Genomic DNA, 20,619 nt, shown 5'->3' with positions numbered 1-20,619 from the left:
GTGTTTGCCGCGCAGGTCAGTCGCGGCAATAGCCTTCACCTGTTGCGACTACCAAGCAGTCTTCCTTTTCCAATAGCCATTTCATTCCGGTGGCTTCGCCGTCGCCCGCACTAAGCAGCTGTGGGCCGCCCTCGCGGTTGAAGCGAATGCCCTCGGCGGTGGCCTGTCCTTCAAAGGTGCCGACTTGGTCGTCATCCAGGCCGTAGCGCATGTGAAGGCGATAATGGCCCGGGCCTGCAGTCTCGTCCTTGCTGATTTCCAGGAATAATCCTTCAACGCCAATCCATCGGCCAACCCATTGGTCGGTCATCTGGTGGTGAGCGGTTAACGTACCTGAGGCCGGTGCGCCTGATGCGGCGGTATTGCTGTTTTGGGCGCACCCGCTGATAAGTAATAGAGCGCTGAAAGCTAACGCTGTTGTAAGCATGGTAATAGGCTGACACGCTTTTATAATGCACATAAGATTACCACTGAAGTGCCGCCAATGCTGATGCATAAACCTCCCCATCCTAGTGAAGGATTACGTGAGCTTTGCTTGGAGCCTTAGGCCTTACTGTTACGGAGCATTGGGAGTAAGCCGCAAACAGATGAGCATCGTGCTGAACGGTAATGAGACCATGAGACATTAAGGGGGCAGCGACCATGTTGAAGCAGATCGAGGCGGGCGTTTTGAGCATTGCCTATTTTGATAACGGCCCGCCAACCGGGACGCCAGTGTTTCTTCTTCACGGCTTTCCATATGATGTGCATGCATATGATGCGGTAAGTTCTATTTTGATTTCAAAGGGCTGTCGTGTAATCGTGCCTTATTTGCGTGGATATGGATCAACGCAGTTTTTAAGTTCAGATACCCCACGTTCCGGTCAGCAGGCAGTGCTTGCTCATGACCTTCTTGCATTGATGGATTCACTTGAGATTTCGAGGGCTGTGCTCGCCGGATATGACTGGGGTGGTCGTGCTGCATGTATATTGTCTGCTCTTTGGCCTGAGCGTGTTCAAGCACTTGTGTCGGTAGGTGGTTATAACATTCAGGACATTCTAGGATCGACTAACCCTCAGATTCCAGAAAATGAATACCGTTATTGGTATCAGTACTATTTTCACTCTGAAAGAGGGCGGGCAGGGCTATCTCAAAACCGTCGTGAGCTCTGTAAACTTCTTTGGCAGCTTTGGTCGCCTACCTGGAGTTTTACGGACGAAGATTTCAACCAGACAGCTATCGCATTTGATAATCCAGACTTTGTTGACGTGGTGATTCATTCATACCGGCATCGCTTTGGTCTGGTTCCTGGAGACCCTTCAGCCGAAGAAACCGAACAGCGTCTGACTAAGTTGCCCAAAATATCCGTGCCAACTATCTCGTTAGATGGACACGACGATGGCGTTGCCCCTTTAGCCGGATCTGCGGATCATCATCATTTCTTTACCGGACAGTATGAGCACAGAGTGATGCCCGGGGTTGGTCACAATTTCCCGCAAGAAGCGCCACGAGAATTTTCCGAAGCGGTATTGTCTACAATATAAGAGGAAGAATTAAGGGCAGAGCAATGAAGTGGGAGAGGCCGCGCATGCAAAGAGGCTTCGGCTTATTCTTGGTCAACTCAATGTAGCGTCAGATGCCAACGATATGGACTTGCCAGGTCTTCGCTTGCACGAACTCCCAGGTAAGCGCTCTGGAATCTGGTCAGTCACGGTTAGTGGTAACTGGCGCGTGACGTTCCGGTTCGAGGACGTAGATGCCGAGATAGTGAATTACGAAGATTACCACTGAGGTACCGACTATGCTGATGCACAATCCTCCCCACCTTGGAGAAGTATTACGCGAGCTTTGCTTGGAGCCCCTTGGTCTTACTGTTACAGCCGCTGTGGAAGCGCTCGGCGTAAGTCGCAAAACGCTCAGTGCTGTGCTGAACGGCAAGGCCGGTATTAGCCCTGAAATGGCGGTGCGGCTTTCTATTGCGTTTGATACCTCTGCGGAAAGCTGGTTGAACCAGCAGTCCCAATACGAGCTTTGGCATGCCGAACAGCATCGCAAAGAGCTTAAAGTAAAGAGGCTGGTTGCCGCTTAAAGCAGCGGTGGTTTAAGTACACCCTGGATTAAGCGGGCCACTTTGCTGAACTACTGGCGGCAGAATAACTGCTTTCATCCACCACCCGTTGAAGCTTGCCGGGCAGGTCAGTCGCGGCAATAGCCTTCACCTGTTGCGACTACCAGGCAGTCTTCCTTTTCCAATAGCCACTTCATGCCGGTGGCTTCGCCGTCGCCCGCACGAAGCAACTGCGGGCCGTCCCCGCGGTTGAAGCGAATGCCCTCGGCGGTGGCCTGCCCTTCGAAGGKCCCGCTTTGATCGGCATCCAGGCCGTACTGCATTTCAAGCAGATAATGGCCGGGGCCTGCAGCCTCGTTCTTGCTGATGTCCAGAAATAGCCCTTCTACGCCTGTCCATCGGCCAACCCATTGATCGGTCTCCGGGTGGTGGGGCTGGKTTTGCTCGGTCGACACATCTGAGTCCGGCGTGCCTGATGCGGCGGTATTGTTGTTTTGAGCACMCCCGCTGATCAGTAATAGGGTGCTTAACGCTAACGCTACTTTTTCCATATCTGTCTCCTAATCACTACTGCCGTTACTCACAATATACACGTACCATACTTTCTTTAGTTTGATCGAATTTTGGGATATGTCGAAGGGATATACAAAATGCAAAAGGTAAGAATTGACTTGGTGTCCGATGTAGCCTGCCCGTGGTGCGCGATCGGCTATCGGCGCTTGGAACAAGCGCTAGAAACCCTTGATGGCGAGATCGACGTTGAACTCTTCTGGCAGCCCTTTGAACTCAACCCTGACATGCCGCCTGAGGGCGAGCCGATCCTGGAGCACTTGTGCCGCAAATACGGCAAGGATGCTGCCAGCATGGCGCAGTCCCAGCGTGAGATTATGGCGGTGGCCGAAGAGCTTGGGTTAAATTTTCGTGGCGCCCAGGAGCGTCGAGCGAACAATACGTTCGCTGCCCACCGCGTGCTTGCGTGGGCTGCAACGCAGAACCTAGAGACGCCCCTGCAATTGGCACTGTTTGATGCCTACTTTGGTGAGGCGAAAAACCCTTCAGACCCAGAGGTTCTACGCGAGAAGGCCATTGAGGTCGGGCTTGACGGCGACGCCGCTGAGGCCATCGCCCGCTCCGATCAGTACGCGGATGAAGTGCGCGCGGCAGAGCAGCGATTCATGGAGGCAGGGGTAAACGCCGTACCGGCGCTTATTCTCGATGGACGCTACCTGGTCTCGGGCGCCCAGCCCGCCGACGTGTTGGTCGATGCGCTTCGTCAGGTGGCCGAGGAAAACGCTAGCCGCTAATGTCCCTGTTCCACTATGCTTCGCGCTAGCAAGATGCCAATAGGCACATGCTTGCTACACTCATCCCATGAAGCAAACTAACTGGAATCCTGAAAAAGCCAGCAGTTGATGAGCGAGCGTGGCGTCTCCTTCGAAGATGTCCTGTTTGCTCTTCAGTCAGGTGGCTTGCTTGATGATGGGCCTCATCCAAACAGGGATAGGTATCCGAATCAGCGGCTGTTTGTGATTCGAATTGATGGTTACGCTTGGCTGGTACCGTACGTCGAGAATGAGAGAGAAATTTTTCTCAAAACGATTATTCCCAGTCGCAAGGCCACCAAGAAATTTCTAGGAGGGCAATATGGCTAGGACTAAATTAGAGCCTGAAGAGCAAGAGTTGCTTGAGGCATATGATTCCGAGGAGTTTGAATCGGATCTGAATGCTGATCGTCGGGAATATCTCACGAAGGCAGCGGAAGAAACGTTCAAGAAAGACAAGCGGATCAATATCCGTATTTCCAGTCGGGATCTTGAGGCGCTTCAGCGCCGAGCGTTGGAAGAGGGTCTGCCATACCAATCTCTGGTCTCTAGTGTTCTGCACAAGTATGTTTCCGGTGGTCTCAAGGACATTTCTGCTCACAAATCAGGGCAGCGGAGACGTTAGCGCAATCCAGCCTATTTGGGAGATCCAAAACGAGTAGGTTGAATAAAGAAGAGCAGGATATTCTGGACGCATTCGATGCGGCAGAATTGCAACGAGCGACAGATGTTAATGACAGAAACGCAAGGCATCAGCAGTATGCTGAGGCGATGCTCAAGAAAGATGCCAGCATTCTTCATAAATATGTGGAAGGACGCTTGCATGAGGCTCGGTAGTTAATTCGCCTATACATTGAGTCAGAGCGCTGGCTCTCTCAAAGCCAGCGCTCAAGCCCTTGCTTCAAAAACTCTCAACGTATCGCTGGCTTGATCGATGGAAACAACACCATCCAAGTGGCCTCGATTGCCTTCCTGGGTTACCGGTGCCGCCCACTTCAATCAGAGCAGTAATGCGGGCGGCGGCAATGCCATGCAGGGGTTGCTCAGTAGGCGTTTCGCCTGAGCGCATGGGAAACGGCAGGATGTTAAAACCTTCTACCTTCTMCCTTCTTCAGTATAAAGAAGGCGAAGCTAGCCCGAGCAAAAAGGCAGCCAGACTATCCAGTTTAATGAAGTATGGCTGATCCACGAGGTAGCTCTGAACTTGGCGCCGCGCAACATTGATGTGCTATAAATATGCGCATATATTAAGTGCATCGTTATGTGCGAGGAGTGCATCATGCAAGCCGCCGAAGTTCCMAAATCCCTACGCAAGCCGACGAACCTATCGCTAGATAGTGCCCTTCTAAAAGAGGCCAAAGCGCTGGGAATCAATGTTTCACGATCAGCAGAGGCAGGGATTGCGGAGGCGGTAAAACTGCATAAGCAGAAGCAGTGGTTGGAGGATAATGCCACAGCCCTTGCAAGCTCGAATGCATACGTTGACGCGAATGGATTGCCTCTTGCACGGCACCGTCAGTTCTAATGGCCCGTTTCGATATCTTTGAAAACAAGGGTGGAGATGGCTATCTGCTGGATGTTCAGACAGATCTTCTCAGTGGCTTGAACACTCGAGTGGTCGTGCCMCTGCTGCCCAAATCCTCGGCACCGTCTCCTGCTCAAAGGCTAAACCCGGTGTTCAACATTCAGGGCCAAGAGGTTGTCATGGCGACTCAGTACATGGCTGCTGTGCCTGAAAGCGAATTGCGTTTTATTGCGGGTAGCCTTGCTGAGCAGCAAGACGAAATTTCTGCGGCATTGGATATGCTGTTTTTGGGATTTTAAGGTTGAGCTTGTAGGTATTTCACCGATTGCGTCGTATTGGCCGCACTTGAGCTGCTCTGCAATGAATGCATTAAAATGTTGGCAAAAAAAGCAGCGCTGGTGTGATAAACGCTGGCTTTAGTCTAAAAGCCAGCGCTCCCCCCCTTACCTCAAAAACGCCCGCAACGTATCACTCGCTTGATTGATGGAAACAACACCATCCAAGTGGCCTCGGTTGCCTTCCAGGGTTTCAAGCGTCACGTCGGTGCCATCTGCTTCAATCAACTCTGCGGTGCCGCGCACGCCTTCGGGGGCGAAGACGAGATCGTTTTCGCTGTATAGCATCAGTGTTGGTGCTTCGATAGCGGCAAGTCCTTCCTCTAGTGAATCGCCGTGGCCTGCCATAAAGGTTTGGTTGGCGCGCACCAGGTAGAGCAGGTGGTTGGCATCGGAGGTGGCGGCACGGGCGGCGGCGATGTCATCCAGGGTTTGCTCAATCGCGTAGCGGGCGTTGATATCTTTAGCCGGGTCGCGTTCTTCATCGGCCCAGTCGCGGTTAAAGGTTTCGTTGGCCCATTGCCAGTGGTTGGCGTTGAGAGTGACCAGTTTCAGTGCTTCTTTTAGGCCGTCGGTGGGCGGCTCGCCGTCGTAGTAGTTACCCTCGTTCCAGTTGGCATCCAGCCGAATCGGCGCGGCCCAGGCGCTTAGCGTGGCCAGCAGCCAGGGGTCGGCAACGCCGCCGCCGATCACTGAGATTAAGCGCTCGACTCGGTCAGGGTAGGCGCTGGCCCACTCGATGGCCTGTAGCGCGCCCATTGAGGCACCCATCACCGCATGCAGTGATTCAATCCCTTGGCTCTCTAACAGCTCGCGCTGTACCTCGACAAAGTCGCGGATGGTGACGACCGGGAAGTCCATCCCCCAGGGCTCGCCGGTATCGGGGTTGATGGAAGCGGGCCCGGTGGTGGTGACATTAGGGTCATTGGCACCGAGGTTGACCAGGGTATCCGAGGAGATGATGTAGTACTCATCGGTATCCAGTGGTTTGCCAGGGCCAATGATGGCATCCCAGTAGCCGGTCGGCTGCCCATCTTCCTCATAGCGGCCAGCCGCATGGCTGGTGCCTGAGAAGAAGTGGGTGATTAGAATGACGTTATCGCGGGCGTCATTGAGCTCGCCGTAGGCTTCCCAGCCCACGGTGACCTCGGGAATGGTCATGCCCCCTTGGGTCGTGAAGTTTTCCATCTCGAAGGTCTGTTTTTCGATCACGCCATCCCAGGCCATTACCGATGAAGAGGCCACTAGGCTGATACCGATCACGGCCGAGGCAGTGAGCAGAGGGTGCCGTTGTATAAGCGCCATAAGCGATCCTTAGATGAGAGGTTATTGTGGTTGTTATTGGCGACAGTGAGCCGCTGCCTTCTCAGCGTAGTCGGTTCTAGCGCATTTTAAACGGATTCGCTGCCCCCTCGTAAATGTGGTGCGATGTGATTGAGGCGCTTGCCTATAGGKATCACGTAGTGGCACCGGATTTACCCACCTTTGCCAATCTAACCAAGACGATCAATCAATTTGCGGAGCAGTTGCAGCTCGATCGCTACGCCAGTATCTAGGCAAGCGTTACCCCACCGGAGCGGTGCAAATAGACAATACTCAAGGGTTGAAGCTTTAGTGGCTAGAGGTTTTATAGTGAAGGGAATGAATAATCCAAATGAGGTTAACAGATGGGACATCATCATGATCATGCCCACATTGATCCGGCCTCTGGCGACCGGCGTGTCAGCATTTCAATTTGGGCCAATGGTCTGTTAACCATCGCCCAAATCGTCGGTGGCATTCTGTCGGGAAGCCTATCGCTTATCGCTGATGCGCTGCATAATTTTTCTGACATGGCAGCGCTCGTCATTGCCTTTGCCGCCCGCAAAATCGCAAGACGACCCGCCGATGCGCACATGACCTTTGGTTATGGCCGCATCGAGATAGTGGCAGCACTCATTAACTACACCACGCTCATTATCGTCGGCGTCTATCTGATTTACGAAGGTGCTATGCGCATGATCCATCCCCCTGAGATACAGGGTTGGATCATCGTTATCATTGGTGGGGTCGCGCTTGTCATCGATGCACTTACCGCCATGCTCACTTGGTCGATGCAAAAAGAGAGTGTCAATATACGCGCTCTGTTTCTGCACAACTTATCGGATGCGTTTGCCTCCATCGCCGTGATTATCGGCGGCTCACTGATTTTGCTGTACGACATGCGTTGGGTAGATCCCGCCATTACGATAGGGATTGCGCTGTATATTCTTTACCTTGCCTTCTCAGAAATTGGTGGCCCTATCCGCACGCTGATGCTGGGATCTCCGCCTGACATTGACGGGCAAGGCGTCATTGAAACCGTACGAAGCATCGAGGGTGTCCAGGATATTCATCATGTGCACCTGTGGCAGATGCAGGAAAATGCGGCCGCCCTTGATTGCCACGTGGTCATGACGGAAGCAGGTTGGCAGCGGCTTGAATCAGTGAAAGCAGCGATCAAAGATCAGCTAAAAAAGCGCTTCAACATTGTCCATTCCAGCTTGGAGTTTGAGCATGTTGATCACGCGCATCAGGATGCCAACCTTTATGGGCATGAGTAACAGGCCAAAGCACGCTCGTTTAGATGTCTATTTACCATTTGGCTTCATGTCGTAGCGTCCCGACCTAGCTTTTTAACTACACCTTTGAAACAGAGAGAGAAAAATGTTCAAAAAAACGTCTTTTATGCTTGCGGGTACGTTGATGCTAACGGCTGCCATCGTGATGGTATCAAAACCTGCACTCTTGGATATGCAAGCTGAGGCGGCCAGTGAGAATGGTGCCCAGGCCGAGAGTTCCTTGGTGCGTTCACACTCCCCAATCCTGGGGCAAGCAGACGCGCCAGTGACGATTGTTGAGTTTTTAGACCCGGCCTGCGAAGCCTGCCGCGCCTTCTATCCACTTACCAAACGTATTCTGGAAACCTATCCGGAAAAAGTACGGCTAATCGTGCGCTACACGCCTTTCCACGGCGACGTATCTGATAAGGCCATTCGTGTGTTGGAAGTCGCGCGTCGTCAGGGGGTGTTCGAACCGGTACTGGAGGCACTGCTGGCTCGCCAGGAGCAGTGGGCATCTCATGGCAGTTTTGATGAATCCGCTATCCTGGAAATCGCCAGCGAAGCGGGTCTTGATCGAGCGGCTGCCGAGGAACAACTTACCTCTGCTGACGTACAGGCGGTGATCGACCAAGACATGGCGGATGTCAGAGCAAACCAGATTCGCCAAACACCGACTTTTTTCATCAATGGCGAACCTTTAGACCCCTTTGGTATGCAAGCGCTGATTGATGCCGTAGAGAGACATGTACAGGCGACCTCTGAAGCAGAGGATGGCCAGTGATGCAGCGCCTGTGGCTTCGCCGTCACCCGGGCGGAGAAGCTGTGGGCCGTCCTCGCGGCTGAAGCTAATGCCATCGTCGGTTGTTTGGCCTACCGTTTTGGCAGTATGCATGTAAAGCGGTGTCGGCCCAAACGAGACTCAGCGCATTTTAAACGGATTCAGCCCGTTGGCTTGCTGCATCATCATGCGCTTGGCGAACGGGAAGCGCTCAGCAACCTGCAGGCTTAAATCGCCCAGTTGGCGCAGCGGCTTGGCACCGGTAAATAGATGATGAAACGTATCGGTGGCGGCGATCATCGCTTGGTTAGCCGCGCGGCGCTGACACTCAAAGCGGAGTAGGTTGACATAGTCACCTGGGTCGCGGCCTTGGATAATGATTTCAGCAAGGGTGTCGGCGTCGTGCAGGCCGATATTTAACCCCTGGCCTGCCAGCGGGTGCACCACATGGGCGGCATCGCCAATGAGTGCCAGACGCTTGCCGATGTAGCGCTGGGCGKGTTGGCGTTTGATGGGGAAGCTGGCCCGGGCGACGATGCGGATAAGGTTGCCCAGGCGTTTAGGGAAGGCCATTTCGATGGCAGCTTTAAGCGCGTCATCGTCAAGCTGTTCACGGGCTTGGGTGGTTTTATCTGTGTCATACCACACCAAGGAAGCGCGATGGCCGGGTAACGGCAGCATGGCAATGGGGCCAGTGGGGGTGAAGACCTGCCAACTGACATCCTGCTGGGGCAGCTCGGTTTCCACGTTAATGATCATCGCCCGCTGATGGTAGTCGTGGCTACTAACGTTGATCCCCGCTAGCTCACGTAGGGTCGATTGCGCGCCGTCGGCGCCGACGATCAAACGGGCGCTTAGGGTTTTGCCATTATCCAGCTCCAGCAGGCGGCCAGTGCTTGAGGTGATCGTMCTTAACGGCGCGCATTGGGTGTAGCAGGTGACGCTGGGCAGCTGTTCTAGCCGTTGCCATAGCGCGTACTGCAACGTGCGGTTTTCGATAAAGATGCCGAAGTCATCCATGCCGCTATCTTCAGCGGAAAACAGCGAGTGGCCGGTACCGTCCTGGTTGGAAACATCGATATGCCGAAAAGGGCAGCAACGCTCCTCAGGTAAAGCCGTGCCGCTGGCCTTAACAAAGGCTAACGAGCGCGCATTCAGCGAGGAAATACGCAGGTCATAGTCACCGCTAGGGGGAGTAGGGGCATCGCCGTGTTCCACCAACCCCACGGAGAAGCCCGCATGACCCACGCGGGCCGCCATGGCGGCGCCCACCATGCCGCCACCGACAATAATAATGTCATGATCGTGCTGCATAAGAGTATCTCCTGGGTGCACAATAACCGTTAAAGGGCGCGTTGCATGGCCCGCTGTTGCTATACAGTATCGTTGAGTTTGAGCCACATTGCCTAGAGGTGAACGATTGACGCAGGCCGTGGAAATTGCAGAAAGCGTTGCCCAGGCGGGCGAGGAACTGGCTGATTTTATTCAGCGGCACCCAAAACTGTGGGTGATTACCGGTGCCGGTGTGAGTACCGACAGCGGTATTCCCGATTATCGCGATGCGGATGGCCAGTGGAAGCGGCCACCCCCAGTGCAGCATGGCGACTTCATGAGTTCTCATCACGTTCGCCAGCGCTACTGGGCCCGCGCGCTGATCGGTTTTAGCGCCATGCGCGAAGCCCAAGCCAGCGGCGCCCACCGCGCGTTGGCCGCGCTGGAGTCCCAGGGTTATATCCAGCAGTTGGTGACTCAAAACGTTGACCGCCTACATCAGCGCGCCGGTTCCCGCCGGGTGATCGACCTCCATGGTCGAGCGGACATGGTGAAGTGCATGGTGTGCGACTATCAAATGATGCGCCACGCCATGCATGCCGAAATGGCGTGTATGAATCCAACCTTTACTGGTTTGCAGGCGGGGCACGCTCCGGATGGCGATGCTGACCTGGAAACTGACTTCAGCACCTTTCGTATTTTCGACTGCCCGCGCTGCAGCGGCATCCTGAAGCCTGACGTAGTGTTTTACGGCGATGTGGTGCCTGCCGAACGGCGGCTGGCAGCGCAGGTAGCATTAGCCGAGTCGGAGGCGGTGCTGGCTGTGGGCACGTCGTTGATGGTGTTTTCCGGCTACCGTTTCTGCCGTGCCGCCCATGAGCGGGGCATCCCGCTAGCATCGCTCTCCCTCGGCGTCACCCGGGCAGATGCGCTATTGACCCACCAGTGGCGGGCGCCGTTGACGCCGGTGCTCGAGCAGGCTGTGAGCTGTTTGCAGCGGCGTTTACTTGACTAAAGTGCTAGGGTATTAGGTAGATATCGCCATCAATAGCGGAGCCTATCGTGCTGCCATTCGAACATCTCTATTCCACCTTGCCTGAACCCCTTTGGGTCGCCACCCAAGCAACGCCGGTGGCCAGCCCGGAGCTGATTGCGTTCAATGCGCCGCTTGCCCATGAGCTAGGGGCCAAAGAGATACCTGACTCTACAACGCTTGCCGATTGGTTTAGCGGTAACCAGCCCATGCCGGATGCCAAGCCGGGCGCTTTAGGTTACGCCGGGCATCAGTTCGGCAACTTTGTGCCGCAACTGGGCGATGGCCGTGCGCTGCTGCTGGGCGAAGTGATCGATCAGAATGGCGTTCGCCGCGATGTGCAGCTAAAAGGCAGCGGCCGCACGCCGTTTTCCCGCGGTGGCGATGGCCGTTCGCCGTTAGGGCCGGTGCTGCGTGAGTACTTGGTCAGCGAGTTTATGGCCGCGATGGGCATTCCCACCACCCGCGCTCTGGCCGCGGTGACCAGCGGCGAGCGGGTGGTGCGGCAGATGGCAGAGCCCGGAGCGGTGTTTACCCGCGTGGCCAGCAGTCATGTTCGAGTAGGCACTTTTCAGTTTGCCGCTGCGCAACGGGATGAAGCATTGCTCAAAGCCCTGGTAGATCATGTGATTGCGCGCCATTACCCGGATGCCGCCAACGCAGAAGATCCCTATATGGCGCTGCTGGAAGCGGTGGTAGACCGCCAGGCGGTGTTGATTGCCCGCTGGATCAGCGTTGGCTTTATCCACGGCGTGATGAATACCGATAACTGCAGCATCGCCGGTGAAACCATCGATTACGGCCCCTGCGCCTTTATGGAGCAGTTCGACCCGCAGAAGGTGTACAGCTCCATCGATCAAGGCCGCCGCTACGCCTTTGCCAACCAGCCAGCGATCGCCCAGTGGAATCTGGCCCGCTTTGCCGAAACGCTGCTGCCGTTAATGCGTGAGGAAGGCGACGCGTTGGKGGAGCAGGCCACTGCTGCCATCCGCCGCTTTGAGCCATTGTTCAGCGCCGAACAGCACCGCCTGCACGCCGATAAACTTGGCCTTGCAGCAGACAGCGATCAGGCAGTGCCGCTGATGGAAGCGCTGGAAAGCCATATGCATCAGGGGCGGATGGATATGACCGCTACCTTCGACGCGCTGACCCAGTACGCCGCCTCGCCGGGCGCTGAGGGGCGTGACGCGCTGCTGGCGCTGACTACCCAGCCGAATGAGCTAGCTGCGTGGCTGGATACTTGGCAGCAAGCGCAGGTGGCCAATCAAGATGTCGAGCGCTTTACTGCCATGCGAAGCGCCAACCCGGTGATTATTCCCCGCAACCACCGGGTTCAAGAGGTCATTGATGCCGCTTACGACGGTGATTTTGCGCCTTTCCATACCCTTCTCGCGGTGGTGACCAAGCCGTTTGATGAGTCGGTTGAGGCGCGTCGTTTGGCAGCGCCTGCGACGGAAAATGAGCAGGTGCTAAGAACCTTCTGCGGCACATAAAAAGCTAATCCCTGTGATAAACTGTGATTTTTTACAGGTAAAAGGGTAGCCAGTGCGCAAAATCATTCACTGCGACTGTGATTGCTTTTACGCCGCCGTGGAAATGCGTGATAACCCTGCGCTGCGGGATATCCCCATTGCCATTGGCGGCAGCGTCGAGCAGCGCGGGGTGGTCGCTACTTGTAACTACCCTGCTCGTGAGTTTGGAATTCATTCGGCAATGCCCATGGGGCAAGCGCTTAAGCGTTGCCCGCATCTCACCGTGATTCGCGGCGATATGGCCAAATACAAAGTGGTCGCCCGGCAGGTCTTCGCCATTTATCGCGATGTGACTGAACTGATTGAACCGCTCTCCCTGGATGAGGCCTTCCTGGATGTCTCGGAGGTCACCCAGCATCACGGCAGCGCGACACTCATGGCCGAAGCGATCCGCGAACGGGTCAGCCGCGAAGTGGGAATCACCGTTTCGGCGGGCGTAGCGCCCAACAAGTTTCTGGCCAAAATTGCCAGCGACTGGAACAAACCTGACGGCCTGTGCGTGATTACGCCGGATAAGGTCGATAGCTTCGTACAACAGTTGCCGGTCAAGAAAATCCACGGGGTAGGGCCCCGCACGGCTGAGAAACTGGCGGGGCTGGATATTCACACCTGCGCTGACCTGCGTACCCGCACGCTAACCGACCTGGTCGAGCACTTTGGCCGTTTTGGGCGGCGGCTGCATGAGCTGAGTTGGGGGCGCGACGAACGCCCGGTAAAAACCCACCGGGAGCGTAAGTCGATTAGTACCGAGCAAACCTATTCTCAGGATCTACCCACCCTGGATGCCTGCCGTAGAGAGCTACCGGCGCTGATCGAGGATTTAGAGCGTCGCTACGCTCGGCTTGATCCGCCCTTGGCGGTGCGCGGGCTAATCGTCAAAGTGAAGTTTAGCGATTTTACCCAAACCACCGTCGAGCACGCCGACCCAGCGCCCAACCTTGAACAGTTTGAAACCTTGCTTAACGTTGGTTGGGCCAGGGGCGAGCGTCCCGTGCGTCTGCTTGGCGTGGGGTATCGGCTGGCGGAAAACAGCCAAGAACACCAGCTGTCGCTGTTTTAATTAGCCTGTTAATCCTTTTGTCGATTGACGCTCATGCAGGAGCGCGTTAAAACAGATGTATGATAGGCGGCGTAAATAATCATGTTTCACACTAGCTGTCTTCCTGCCTTTTTAACGCGCGAGCCTTGCCATGTCTGCTAATGCTGCCCAACGTCCCCGTTTAGTGTTTGCCCATGCCAATGGTTTTCCGGGCTTAAGCTATCGCAGCCTGCTGAACCCACTGGCAGAGACCTTTGATCTGCATCCTCTGGATCGCCTGGGTCACCACCCTGACTACCCCGTTAATCATAACTGGGGCAACTTGGTGGATGAGCTGCTGAGCTACCTACCCGAGACGAATACGCCGCTGCTGGGCGTGGGGCACTCATTGGGTGGCACCTTAATGGCCATGGCCGCTGATAAACAGCCTGAGCGCTTCTGCGGGGTGATCATGCTCGACCCGCCGTTGATGCTGGGCACCGATGCCTGGGCGATGAAAGCCGCCAAGCGGTTTGGTTTTGTTGATCGGGTCACACCTGCGGGTAAAACCTTGGGACGGCGCACTGTTTGGCCGAGTCGCGAAGCGATGGCGAGTTCGCTGGGAAGGAGGGGGCTATTTCGCCGCTTTACCCCCGAGGCACTCAACGACTACATTGAAGCAGGGACGCGCTTACTAGATGACGGCAGTGCTGAACTGACCTTTGACCCGAGTATTGAGGTGGAAATTTTCCGCCATCTGCCCGATCACCTTTCGCGCCTGCCCCAGCGGTTGGGCGTACCGCTTGAACTGGTAGCAGGCAAAGAGTCCCACCTGCTGACCGCTTCACGGATAAAACGCTTGAAGCGTAAAGGGTTAACGGTGAGCGAGGTTCCCGGTACGCATATGTTCCCCATGGAGCATCCGGATGAGACACGTGCCGCTATTTTGGCTGCCTGGCAGCGCTTAGCGAACGCTAGTCGGTCTTCAAACACAGCGTAAGGAGGCGTTATGTATCTTTCCGTACAGCTTAGCTACTACCCACTGGCCGATGGCTTCAAGCCGGTGGTCAAAGAGGTGGTGAAACGCCTTGAGGCAACGGGATTGGAAGTACACCCGAATCGCATGAGTACCCAGGTGTTTGGCGAGTTCGACGAAGTAATGGCAGCGTTAAGCGATGTGATGAAGTGGTCGTTTGAGACCCATGGCAAAGCGGTCTTTACGGCTAACTTTCTAGAAGGCGATCGCCGACCTCGTTAAACCAAAACGCCGCCCGATTGGGCGGCGTTTGTTTCGGTTCAAATGGTGTTACACCAGTGAATCCAGGCAGGACTCAATAATATCCAGGCCTTCATTGAGCACGTCATCTTGGATGGTGACGGGCATCAGGAAGCGGATGGTGTTGCCGTACATGCCGCAGGAAAGCAGGATCAAACCCTCTTCGCGGGCTTTCTTGCACAGCGCGGCAGCTAGCTCTGGGTTAGGTGTGTGGTCGGCTTTGTTCGACACCAGCTCAAAGGCAGCCATGGCGCCCATGTTGCGCACGTGGTCGATGCAATCAAACTTGTCTGCCCACACGTTGAAGCGCTTGGCCAGCTTGTCGCCCAGGGCCTGGCTCTTCTCCAGAATGTTCTCTTCTTCAAACACTTCCATGACCGCTAGCGCCGCCGCACAGGCGGTGGGGCTACCGGTGTAGGTGCCGCCCAACGAGTTAGGGCCTGAAGCGTCCATCACCTTGTCAGTACCCACAATGGCGGAGATCGGCATGCCGTCGGCCATGCTCTTGGCCATGGTCATAATGTCCGGCTCAACGCCGCTATGCTCGATGGCAAACATTTTGCCGGTACGGCCAAAGCCCGACTGCACTTCATCGATGATCATCAAAATGCCGTGCTCATCGCAGATCTCGCGGATCTTGGTCAGGAAGCTGGTAGAGGCTGGGTAGAAACCGCCTTCACCGAGTACCGGCTCGAGTRMGATGGCTGCGGTATCCTTGGGGTTGGCATCGGTTTTCAGCGTCATCTTCAGGCCGCGAATGGCTTCGTCTTCGCTAACGCCGTGGTAAGGCACCGGGTAGGGGGCACGGAAAACGGTGCCCGGCATGGGGCCGAAGTCGCTCTGGTAAGGGGCTACCTTGCCGTTCATGGCCATGGTGAAGAAGGTACGGCCGTGGTAGCCGCCGTCAAAGCAGATAACGTTAGAACGGCCAGTAGCGGCGCGGGCGATCTTGACCGCATTTTCCAGCGCTTCCGCACCCGAGTTGGCCAGCATGACTTTGGCATGGCCACGCACCGGTACGATGTGGCTGAGCTTTTCCGCGACTTTCACGTAGCCTTCATAAGGCATGACCGTTTGGCAGGTGTGCATCAGCTTATCGAGCTGGGCTTTTACCGCCGCGACCACTTTAGGGTGACGGTGTCCTACGTTGAGTACGCCAATGCCGCCCGCAAAGTCGATAAAGCGGTTGCCGTCCGCGTCCCAGATTTCAGCGTTTTCAGCGTGGTCGGCGAACGCCGTTGCAGGGCTTGCGGCGCCAGCAGCGACGTATTTATGTTTCAGCTCGTTCAGTTCGGCATTGCTGCTCATGGCTTACTTCCTAATTGATGAGGGAGGATCTTTCAGCATAGTGCTTAATAGCTTTGATTACATTGATGACGAGGCAATGACAACACGATTGCGCCCCGTTTGTTTAGCTTGATACATAGCTTTATCGGCACGATCAAGTAGCCGTGTGCCCGAAGCTTCAACGTAGCTGGCAATCCCCGATGAGAGCGTCACCGTTAATTGATGCTCGCTAAAGGTTTGTTGCGCGACGCTTTTACGCACACGCTCCATTCCCTGATAGGCCTCTTCGGCGTTCACGCCCGGCATAATGATCAAAAACTCTTCACCACCCAGGCGGATGTGTAAATCGGTGTCGCGCAGTACGCTGCTCACTAAGGTAGTGATCTGCTGTAGAACGCTATCGCCCGTGCTGTGTCCATAGGTATCGTTAATCGCTTTAAAGTCGTCCAGATCATACATGGCGATACTAAACGGTGTGCTATATCGCTCGCAGCGCTTGATCTCTTCCTCTAAACGCTGCAAACCCGCACGGCGATTGAGCAGCTCGGTGAGTTCATCGTGGTGGGCAAGATGATCCAGGCGTTCATTGGCCTGCTTTAGCCGCTCTTCGAGCTGCTTGCGCTGGGTAATATCGATAACAAAAGTGACTTTGCGCAGCTCGCCATCGTCAGCTTCAATGCGCGCAGCTTCGGCAATAATGGTACGTAATTCACCGTTTCTGTTGATGACATCCCACTCTTGGCGCAGTTCGTGGTTTTCGCTGCCTTGAATAAACTCATCGTGTAACGCCGACAAAATAGCCCGGTTCGCTTCTGGCACCATCATGGTGAAGTGCTGGCCTAAAAGCTCATCGGGCCGATAACCATAAAACTCACAGTAGGCGGGATTGACCATTTCAAAGTGGCCAGAAGGCGTCGTGATACAGATCCCGATGGGGGACGCTTTGATCACGTTTTCAGTATTGCGCTTTGAGCGGTTAAAAAGCTGATAGAGCTTATCAGGGCTAATCTCTTTCATTCACCGCTCCTGAACTGCTTTCTAGTTCACTTTTTAACCCCATTAATAGCGGGGTGATATGAGTACACAAAGAATTAATCGCGGGTTTCGCAAAATAGAAACCCTGCTGGCGAACAACCCCGGCGCGGGCCAGCCATAAAGCTTCACCGCGGGTCTCCACACCTTCTGCAATGAGCGTCATATCAAGCTCTTGGGCGAGTAAGATGATCGCGTTTAACAGCGCTTGGCGGCGAAAATCGCTGTCGCAATGCATCACCAGTTCACGGTCGATTTTAAGCTTATCAGGGGTCAATTCGGTAAGTAAGTCCAGGTTGGCGTACCCATTACCAAAGTCGTCAAGCGCCGTTTTGAAGCCCATGGAGCGGTACGCATCAATAATATTGCATAGATGTTGCCGGTCACGGACGCGCTCGGTTTCGGTGATTTCAAAAATAAGCCGATGGGTGGGCCAGCCCACGCGTTTGGAAACGTCTAACGTTGCCTGTATACACGCTTCTGGTTCATAAACGGCGTTGGGCAAGAAGTTGATCGAGAGATCGGTTGGCATATCCAGTGCGCTGGCCATCTCTATTGCTTTCACCCGGCAGGCTTGATCAAAACGGTAGAGCAGATCGTCGGTAACTTGGGCAATCACACTCCCGGCGGATTCGCCTTGGGTCCCACGCACCAACGCTTCGTAGGTGACGATTCGAGCCAGCGATAAATCCACGATGGGCTGAAAGGCCATGGTGAACTCAAAGGGCAAATCGCCTTCACAGCGTTTGCAGTGGCCATTGACGCGTGCGCACTGGCTCATAGCGGCTCCTGGAGATGGGGATCGTATGTTGCTGTTAACGCCATAGCATTAGCAAGCATAATGCCTAAAGCCTACGCCGAAGCATTCAACGGAAGTTAGCCTAGATCTTGATGCATGTTTTGTATAGGTATTGTATAGATATTTATTGTAAAGTGCTAGCCAATGGCTCTCCAACTGTAGGCTCGCACCGCCGGTCGGTACTAACGGCAAAAAAAGGCGCCAGGTGAGGCGCTCAAGAGGGAAAAGCGTAACGCATTGATGCGATGGAAAGTCGATGCTATTAAATGATGCCCGCTAAGCGAAGCGCAGTGCGTTGCTCCAAGCTAATACCGAGTTCTTCCAGCACGCTTTCTGTGTGCTGGCCTAAGTGGGGGGGCGCCGTGGTGGCACTCATCTGGGCGCCGTTAAAACGGATTGGATTAGCGACCAGATCCACTTGGCCCGCTTGGTCATGAGGCAGGGTCTGCTTAAGTCCACGGGCTTTCACATGGGGGTCGTCAAACACCCGATCTAGCGTATTAATCGGCCCACAGGGCACGCCCACCGCCTCAAAGGCGGCCAGCCAATGGTCGGTGCTGTGCTGCGCCAATGCTGCTTCCAACTGGGGTGCCAGCAGGGCGCGGTGGTTGACTCGGGCGCCGTTGGTGGCAAAGCGTGGGTCTTCGGCCAAAGCGGGGAGTGAAAGCACGTTACAGCAACGCTTGAACTGCTCGTCATTGCCCACAGCCATGATCATATGGCCGTCCTGGGTGGCAAACGCTTGGTAAGGCACGATATTAGGGTGGGCGTTACCCAGCCGCTGGGGCACATTGCCCGAGGKGAGGTAATTCAGTGCCTGATTGGCAAGCACGCCCACCTGAACATCCATAAGCGCCATATCAATATGGCAGCCCTCACCGCTGTCGCGGCGCTGGTAAAGCGCTGCCAGCACTGCATTGGCGGCATACAGTCCGGTGAAGATATCGGTAAACGCGACGCCGCTTTTTACCGGGCCGCCGCCGGGCTCGTCGTCAGGCTTGCCGGTCAGGCTCATGATCCCGCCCATGGCTTGGATCATAAAGTCGTAACCGGCGCGATGAGCGTAGGGGCTCTCCTGGCCAAAGCCGGTGATGGAGCAGTAAATCAGCCTGGGGTTTAACGCCTTTAAGCTGGCGTAATCCAGGCCGTAGCGCTTCAGGCCACCGACTTTAAAGTTCTCTATCAGCACGTCTGATTGAGCGACCAACTGTTTAATCACCGCTTGGCCTTCGGGCTTGGCCATATCGACGGTGACCGAGCGTTTGCCCCGATTAGCGCACAGGTAATACGCTGATTCTTCGCTGCCCGCGAGCCACGGAGGCCCCCAGTGGCGAGTGTCATCGCCACTACCGGGTCGCTCGACCTTAATCACGTCCGCCCCCATGTCCGCAAGCATTTGTCCGCACCAAGGCCCGGCCAGCACCCGGGAAATATCGAGTACTTTAATACCGGCCAGTGGTTTGGTTAGCTCGCTCATAGAGGCTCCATTAATAAGTGACAAGTGGTCAAGATGCGGTGATTAAAAGAACGACTGAATACCGGTCTGCGCGCGACCCAGAATCAGCGCGTGCACATCATGGGTGCCTTCGTAGGTATTCACCGACTCCAGGTTGACCATATGGCGAATCACGCCGTACTCATCAGAAACGCCGTTGCCACCGTGCATATCCCGGGACTGGCGAGCGATATCCAGCGCTTTACCGCAGTTGTTGCGCTTGATCAGCGAAACCATTTCCGGTGCCCAGTTGCCGCTATCCATCAGGCGGCCCACCTGCAACGCGGCCTGCAGGCCAAGGGTGATCTCGGTCTGCATATCGGCAAGTTTTTTCTGGATCAACTGGTTGGCAGCCAACGGGCGGCCAAACTGCTTGCGGTCGAGGGTATATTGACGCGCCGCGTGCCAGCAGAACTCCGCAGTGCCCATCACACCCCAGGCGATGCCGTAGCGCGCCTTATTTAAGCAGCCAAACGGGCCTTTCAGACCGCTGACGTTGGGCAGCAGGTTCTCTTCGGGAACGAAGGCGTTGTCCAGCACGATTTCGCCGGTAATCGACGCGCGTAGCGAGACCTTGCCTTCGATTTTCGGCGTGGTGAAGCCTTCAGTGCCGCGCTCAACAATAAAGCCTTTAATCTGGTTGTCGTGGGCCGCTGACTTTGCCCAAMCCACCGCGATATCGGCAATCGGACTGTTGGTGATCCACATTTTGGCGCCGGTCAGGCGGTAGCCGCCGTCGACTTTTTCTGCACGGGTAATCATATTGCCGGGGTCAGAGCCGTGATCGGGCTCGGTCAAACCAAAACAGCCGACCATTTCGCCGCTGGCAAGCTTGGGCAGGAACTTCTGCTTCTGCTCTTCGGAGCCGTAGGTCTCTATGGGGTACATCACCAGCGACGACTGTACGCTCATGGCGGAACGATAGCCGGAGTCAACGCGCTCTACTTCGCGGGCAATCAAACCGTAAGCGACGTGGTTAACGCCTGCGCCGCCGTACTCGGGGGAAACGGTGGCGCCGAGTAGGCCAAGCTCACCCATTTCGGTCATGATCTCGCGGTCAAAGCGCTCTTCACGGAAGGCGGTTAGTACGCGGGGCTGAAGGTTTTCCTGGCAGTAGTCGTAGGCCGCATCACGAATCTGGCGCTCTTCATCGGTGAGCTGCTGTTCCAGCAGTAGCGGGTCGTCCCAGTTAAAGTGTGTCATGGCGTGGAGTCCTCGATTTATTTGTTCGATCGGTTGTATAGAGAACCGATAGCGATGGATTGGTTGCAAAGTAGTCTACGGC

Annotated in this window: 25 protein-coding genes; 16 read left to right on the top strand and 9 right to left on the bottom strand. The window is 55.4% G+C overall.

Going from position 1 to position 20,619, the window contains the following annotated elements; genetic code table 11:
• Nucleotides 1-16: 16 nt before the first annotated feature.
• Entirely contained in the window at nt 17-427 is a 411-nt protein-coding gene (locus tag HALO_RS19330; protein WP_035583067.1) for a hypothetical protein, read from the bottom strand.
• 215 nt (nt 428-642) lie between these two features.
• Here HALO_RS19330 and HALO_RS19320 point away from each other — a divergent pair, with 215 nt between their 5' ends.
• From HALO_RS19320 to HALO_RS19310, 3 genes are read left to right on the top strand one after another with little or no spacing between them, the layout of a single operon-like run.
• On the top strand, nt 643-1,524 hold the full coding sequence (locus tag HALO_RS19320; RefSeq protein WP_035576720.1) for an alpha/beta fold hydrolase: 882 nt from the start codon (nt 643-645) through the stop codon (nt 1,522-1,524).
• Between the two features lie 28 nt (nt 1,525-1,552).
• Nucleotides 1,553-1,771 carry a type II toxin-antitoxin system RelE/ParE family toxin gene (locus tag HALO_RS19315; protein WP_081899015.1) on the top strand — a complete coding sequence of 73 codons (219 nt, stop codon included), beginning with the start codon at nt 1,553-1,555 and terminating at the stop codon, nt 1,769-1,771.
• 10 nt (nt 1,772-1,781) lie between these two features.
• Nucleotides 1,782-2,069 carry a HigA family addiction module antitoxin gene (locus HALO_RS19310; RefSeq protein WP_035576722.1) on the top strand — a complete coding sequence of 96 codons (288 nt, stop codon included), beginning with the start codon at nt 1,782-1,784 and terminating at the stop codon, nt 2,067-2,069.
• A gap of 107 nt (nt 2,070-2,176) precedes the next feature.
• Here the strand turns inward: HALO_RS19310 and HALO_RS19305 are convergent, their stop codons facing one another.
• On the bottom strand, nt 2,177-2,599 hold the full coding sequence (locus HALO_RS19305; protein WP_050713883.1) for a hypothetical protein: 423 nt from the start codon (nt 2,597-2,599) through the stop codon (nt 2,177-2,179).
• 99 nt (nt 2,600-2,698) lie between these two features.
• On the opposite strand from HALO_RS19305, the gene HALO_RS19300 reads away from it, so the two are divergent.
• The 6 genes from HALO_RS19300 to HALO_RS19275 all read left to right on the top strand — a co-directional run bounded on the left by HALO_RS19300 (nt 2,699) and on the right by HALO_RS19275 (nt 5,194).
• Nucleotides 2,699-3,352, top strand: a complete 654-nt coding sequence (locus HALO_RS19300) for a DsbA family oxidoreductase (RefSeq protein ID WP_035576724.1) — start codon at nt 2,699-2,701, stop codon at nt 3,350-3,352.
• A 340-nt stretch (nt 3,353-3,692) separates the two neighbouring features.
• Nucleotides 3,693-3,995: a CopG family antitoxin gene (locus HALO_RS19290; protein WP_035564496.1), complete on the top strand. Its 303-nt coding sequence runs from the start codon at nt 3,693-3,695 to the stop codon at nt 3,993-3,995.
• Nucleotides 3,996-4,033: 38 nt separating this feature from the next.
• Nucleotides 4,034-4,207, top strand: coding sequence for a hypothetical protein (locus tag HALO_RS19285; protein WP_231896760.1), 174 nt, complete (start codon nt 4,034-4,036; stop codon nt 4,205-4,207).
• Between the two features lie 97 nt (nt 4,208-4,304).
• Nucleotides 4,305-4,433, top strand: a complete 129-nt coding sequence (locus HALO_RS23640) for a hypothetical protein (protein ID WP_261377662.1) — start codon at nt 4,305-4,307, stop codon at nt 4,431-4,433.
• Nucleotides 4,434-4,649: 216 nt separating this feature from the next.
• Nucleotides 4,650-4,895 (top strand): type II toxin-antitoxin system CcdA family antitoxin, encoded by a 246-nt coding sequence (locus HALO_RS19280; RefSeq protein ID WP_035576725.1) that lies wholly within the window; start codon nt 4,650-4,652, stop codon nt 4,893-4,895.
• Nucleotides 4,895-5,194 (top strand): CcdB family protein, encoded by a 300-nt coding sequence (locus HALO_RS19275; protein ID WP_035576726.1) that lies wholly within the window; start codon nt 4,895-4,897, stop codon nt 5,192-5,194. Before HALO_RS19280 ends, HALO_RS19275 begins: the two co-directional genes overlap by 1 nt.
• A 144-nt stretch (nt 5,195-5,338) precedes the next feature.
• On the opposite strand, the gene HALO_RS19270 is transcribed toward HALO_RS19275, so the two are convergent.
• On the bottom strand, nt 5,339-6,535 hold the full coding sequence (locus tag HALO_RS19270; RefSeq protein ID WP_035576728.1) for an E22 family MetX-like putative esterase: 1,197 nt from the start codon (nt 6,533-6,535) through the stop codon (nt 5,339-5,341).
• A gap of 362 nt (nt 6,536-6,897) precedes the next feature.
• Here HALO_RS19270 and HALO_RS19260 point away from each other — a divergent pair, with 362 nt between their 5' ends.
• Complete coding sequence (locus HALO_RS19260; protein ID WP_035576729.1) at nt 6,898-7,812, top strand: cation diffusion facilitator family transporter; 915 nt, start codon at nt 6,898-6,900, stop codon at nt 7,810-7,812.
• 103 nt (nt 7,813-7,915) lie between these two features.
• A complete protein-coding gene (locus HALO_RS19255) occupies nt 7,916-8,593 on the top strand; it encodes a DsbA family protein (protein ID WP_035576730.1) in 678 nt (225 codons plus the stop codon).
• Between the two features lie 138 nt (nt 8,594-8,731).
• On the opposite strand, the gene HALO_RS19245 is transcribed toward HALO_RS19255, so the two are convergent.
• Nucleotides 8,732-9,904, bottom strand: a complete 1,173-nt coding sequence (locus HALO_RS19245; RefSeq protein WP_050713882.1) for a UbiH/UbiF/VisC/COQ6 family ubiquinone biosynthesis hydroxylase — start codon at nt 9,902-9,904, stop codon at nt 8,732-8,734.
• A gap of 106 nt (nt 9,905-10,010) precedes the next feature.
• On the opposite strand from HALO_RS19245, the gene HALO_RS19240 reads away from it, so the two are divergent.
• From HALO_RS19240 to HALO_RS19220, 5 genes are all read left to right on the top strand, one after another.
• Entirely contained in the window at nt 10,011-10,877 is an 867-nt protein-coding gene (locus HALO_RS19240) for an NAD-dependent protein deacetylase (protein WP_035576732.1), read from the top strand.
• Nucleotides 10,878-10,924: 47 nt separating this feature from the next.
• Entirely contained in the window at nt 10,925-12,388 is a 1,464-nt protein-coding gene (locus HALO_RS19235; RefSeq protein ID WP_172821686.1) for a protein adenylyltransferase SelO, read from the top strand.
• 52 nt (nt 12,389-12,440) lie between these two features.
• Nucleotides 12,441-13,487, top strand: coding sequence for a DNA polymerase IV (gene dinB / locus HALO_RS19230; protein ID WP_035576734.1), 1,047 nt, complete (start codon nt 12,441-12,443; stop codon nt 13,485-13,487).
• 130 nt (nt 13,488-13,617) lie between these two features.
• The gene (locus tag HALO_RS19225; RefSeq protein WP_035576736.1) at nt 13,618-14,445 is read left to right on the top strand and encodes an alpha/beta fold hydrolase; all 828 of its coding nucleotides are present in this window, start codon (nt 13,618-13,620) and stop codon (nt 14,443-14,445) included.
• 9 nt (nt 14,446-14,454) lie between these two features.
• A complete protein-coding gene (locus HALO_RS19220; protein WP_035576738.1) occupies nt 14,455-14,703 on the top strand; it encodes a YkoF family thiamine/hydroxymethylpyrimidine-binding protein in 249 nt (82 codons plus the stop codon).
• Between the two features lie 48 nt (nt 14,704-14,751).
• On the opposite strand, the gene gabT is transcribed toward HALO_RS19220, so the two are convergent.
• The 5 genes from gabT to HALO_RS19195 form a co-directional block, all read right to left on the bottom strand.
• The gene (gene gabT / locus HALO_RS19215; RefSeq protein WP_050713880.1) at nt 14,752-16,029 is read right to left on the bottom strand and encodes a 4-aminobutyrate--2-oxoglutarate transaminase; all 1,278 of its coding nucleotides are present in this window, start codon (nt 16,027-16,029) and stop codon (nt 14,752-14,754) included.
• Between the two features lie 57 nt (nt 16,030-16,086).
• On the bottom strand, nt 16,087-17,025 hold the full coding sequence (locus tag HALO_RS19210; protein WP_035576741.1) for a sensor domain-containing diguanylate cyclase: 939 nt from the start codon (nt 17,023-17,025) through the stop codon (nt 16,087-16,089).
• Entirely contained in the window at nt 17,012-17,821 is an 810-nt protein-coding gene (locus HALO_RS19205; RefSeq protein WP_035576743.1) for an EAL domain-containing protein, read from the bottom strand. The genes HALO_RS19210 and HALO_RS19205 overlap by 14 nt, the downstream gene beginning before the upstream one ends.
• A 280-nt stretch (nt 17,822-18,101) precedes the next feature.
• Nucleotides 18,102-19,316, bottom strand: a complete 1,215-nt coding sequence (locus HALO_RS19200; RefSeq protein WP_050713879.1) for a CaiB/BaiF CoA transferase family protein — start codon at nt 19,314-19,316, stop codon at nt 18,102-18,104.
• A 42-nt stretch (nt 19,317-19,358) separates the two neighbouring features.
• Nucleotides 19,359-20,537: an acyl-CoA dehydrogenase gene (locus HALO_RS19195; RefSeq protein WP_050713878.1), complete on the bottom strand. Its 1,179-nt coding sequence runs from the start codon at nt 20,535-20,537 to the stop codon at nt 19,359-19,361.
• Nucleotides 20,538-20,619: the final 82 nt, after the last annotated feature.

It is taken from the genome of Halomonas sp. R57-5 (assembly GCF_900070345.1).
Taxonomy (GTDB): Bacteria; Pseudomonadota; Gammaproteobacteria; order Pseudomonadales; family Halomonadaceae; genus Vreelandella; species Vreelandella ventosae_B.
This window is presented reverse-complemented; position numbering and strand designations above follow the sequence as displayed.

Coding starts and splice junctions, on each gene's coding strand:
- HALO_RS19290 (WP_035564496.1), top strand. CDS start 3,693: ATGGCTAGGACTAAATTAGAGCCTGAAGAGCAAGAGTTGCTTGAGGCA.
- HALO_RS19255 (WP_035576730.1), top strand. CDS start 7,916: ATGTTCAAAAAAACGTCTTTTATGCTTGCGGGTACGTTGATGCTAACG.
- HALO_RS19225 (WP_035576736.1), top strand. CDS start 13,618: ATGTCTGCTAATGCTGCCCAACGTCCCCGTTTAGTGTTTGCCCATGCC.
- HALO_RS19300 (WP_035576724.1), top strand. CDS start 2,699: ATGCAAAAGGTAAGAATTGACTTGGTGTCCGATGTAGCCTGCCCGTGG.
- HALO_RS19320 (WP_035576720.1), top strand. CDS start 643: ATGTTGAAGCAGATCGAGGCGGGCGTTTTGAGCATTGCCTATTTTGAT.
- HALO_RS19310 (WP_035576722.1), top strand. CDS start 1,782: ATGCTGATGCACAATCCTCCCCACCTTGGAGAAGTATTACGCGAGCTT.
- HALO_RS19210 (WP_035576741.1), bottom strand. CDS start 17,025: ATGAAAGAGATTAGCCCTGATAAGCTCTATCAGCTTTTTAACCGCTCA.
- HALO_RS19330 (WP_035583067.1), bottom strand. CDS start 427: ATGCTTACAACAGCGTTAGCTTTCAGCGCTCTATTACTTATCAGCGGG.
- HALO_RS23640 (WP_261377662.1), top strand. CDS start 4,305: ATGGAAACAACACCATCCAAGTGGCCTCGATTGCCTTCCTGGGTTACC.
- HALO_RS19270 (WP_035576728.1), bottom strand. CDS start 6,535: ATGGCGCTTATACAACGGCACCCTCTGCTCACTGCCTCGGCCGTGATC.
- HALO_RS19220 (WP_035576738.1), top strand. CDS start 14,455: ATGTATCTTTCCGTACAGCTTAGCTACTACCCACTGGCCGATGGCTTC.
- HALO_RS19260 (WP_035576729.1), top strand. CDS start 6,898: ATGGGACATCATCATGATCATGCCCACATTGATCCGGCCTCTGGCGAC.
- HALO_RS19205 (WP_035576743.1), bottom strand. CDS start 17,821: ATGAGCCAGTGCGCACGCGTCAATGGCCACTGCAAACGCTGTGAAGGC.